Origin of the sequence: Psychromonas antarctica, assembly GCF_022267535.1 — a bacterium.
Classification (GTDB): domain Bacteria; phylum Pseudomonadota; class Gammaproteobacteria; order Enterobacterales; family Psychromonadaceae; genus Psychromonas; species Psychromonas antarctica.
Genome location: NZ_JAHNZV010000231.1, coordinates 1 through 1,619 on the forward strand (window position 1 = coordinate 1; position 1,619 = coordinate 1,619).

General features: G+C 39.5%; 2 protein-coding genes and 1 pseudogene. 1 reads left to right on the forward strand and 2 read right to left on the reverse strand.

What is annotated here, in order from left to right; genetic code table 11:
- Window positions 1–112 (forward strand): annotated as a pseudogene (locus tag KSO91_RS18000) (IS701 family transposase); the annotation flags it as partial.
- A gap of 29 nt (window positions 113–141) precedes the next feature.
- Here the strand turns inward: KSO91_RS18000 and KSO91_RS17165 are convergent.
- A complete protein-coding gene (locus KSO91_RS17165; protein WP_238744238.1) occupies window positions 142–834 on the reverse strand; it encodes a response regulator transcription factor in 693 nt (230 codons plus the stop codon).
- Window positions 835–887: 53 nt separating this feature from the next.
- Entirely contained in the window at window positions 888–1,505 is a 618-nt protein-coding gene (locus KSO91_RS17170) for a spondin domain-containing protein (protein WP_238744239.1), read from the reverse strand.
- Window positions 1,506–1,619: the final 114 nt, after the last annotated feature.

Genomic DNA, 1,619 nt, shown 5'->3' on the forward strand with positions numbered 1-1,619 from the left:
GTTAAGTGTAAAAAAAGGCTTAACCACATTTGGATTGAAAACAAAGCTTTATATAAAAGCTCAAAAAGAAGCACTTAAAGCCTGGAAGCAGATGCTGGCCGTAAGTGCGTAACATCAGTTATCTAATGAGTTATATGGTAATTAGTGTGAGAATTTATATCCGACTCCCCACACGGTTTTTAACCAAATAGGATTGGCAGGATCACTTTCTAATTTTGAGCGTAAACGATTGACCGTCGAATTGACGGTATGTGCTGAACCTTCATGTTGATAACCCCAAATGTCACTGAGTAATTGTTCTCGGCTAAATACTCGGTGGGGTTGTTGTGCTAAGAAATATAACAACTCAAATTCTTTGGCTGTACTGTCTAATACGTTACCTAGCAGTGTTATTTGGTATAAATTAGGATCAATAATGAGGCTATCAAAATCTAAAACCGTTTTACATGAATCTTGTTTTTGCTGTTTGTTATCACAACGGCGTAGATGTGCTTTCACTCTAGCCTGTAGTTCGAGAACAGAAAAAGGTTTACTTAAATAATCGTCCGCCCCATTTTCCAGCCCTTTAACGATATCAAGCTCAGATGATTTTGCAGTGAGCATGATGATGGCAATATCGGGTTGCAAATGACGTAGTCTTTTACATAATTTATGACCATCGGTGCCGGGTAACATAATATCAAAGATGGCGAGATCATAATCTTTATGAAGGTGTTTATAGGCTTCACTGCCATCGTGGAAAACCTCAACGACATGATCAAGCATTGATAAATTGATTGAAACTATATTGGCGATATCCGGATTATCTTCCACTAATAGTATTTTTTTAGGCATTAGTTTAAACGCTCTTATCCATTGATATAGATAAGAGCGGGTTTATCACTATTTTATTGCACCCGTTTGATAATTAATTTTCCTGCTGGATTATCAAATTTGTGTTCAGGCAGTAAAACTGAACTACTTAGCTCTAATGACGTGAGCACACCAGCATGAGCATAAACTCTGTCTACATCACCCATTCGGCTAGTATTGAAAGCTTCTCCACCGGATCCCGGCATGGCGATTTCATCATTCATTTCCGTACCCGCATCGTAAACAATTAACATTTTTTGATAGCTTTCGCCCATTGCTAGACTACTTAAATCCATATCAGTCAAGCCCGTAAAACCGTCATTGGTATTAATTAACATTGTCGCAAGACTTAGTGCTTGTGCATCCATTTCTGATAATTCGACCGTCCAATTCATCGTTTCGCCAGGTAAAATAGGGCCTGTGCTAGCAATACTTTTTTCGATACCAGGTAAAGCCGAAAGTTGGCTGGTGTCTCCACCCTCAGCTAATGCCTCTAAAGCAACACTCGCGGATGCGCCGGCTGTCCAAAGTGGCATTTTTGGGGTATGTGCTAATACTGCAGGAGGAGAAAAAATTTGCCCCTGTGTTATGTTGGTTAAACTGACCTCATAAATGGATGACGTCGGCATCATATCATCATTGCATATTCTCACCCATCGCGATCACCCATTCTCATGTAAGCCGATCACTTGTTCTCATTTATCCCGATCACCTATTCTCATCGATGCCGATCACTTTTTTTAAGTAAAAGGTACTCAAAAATCATT

Excerpts from the sequence above, each read along its gene's own strand:
- KSO91_RS17165 (WP_238744238.1), bottom strand. The coding sequence starts at position 834 with ATGCCTAAAAAAATACTATTAGTGGAAGATAATCCGGATATCGCCAAT.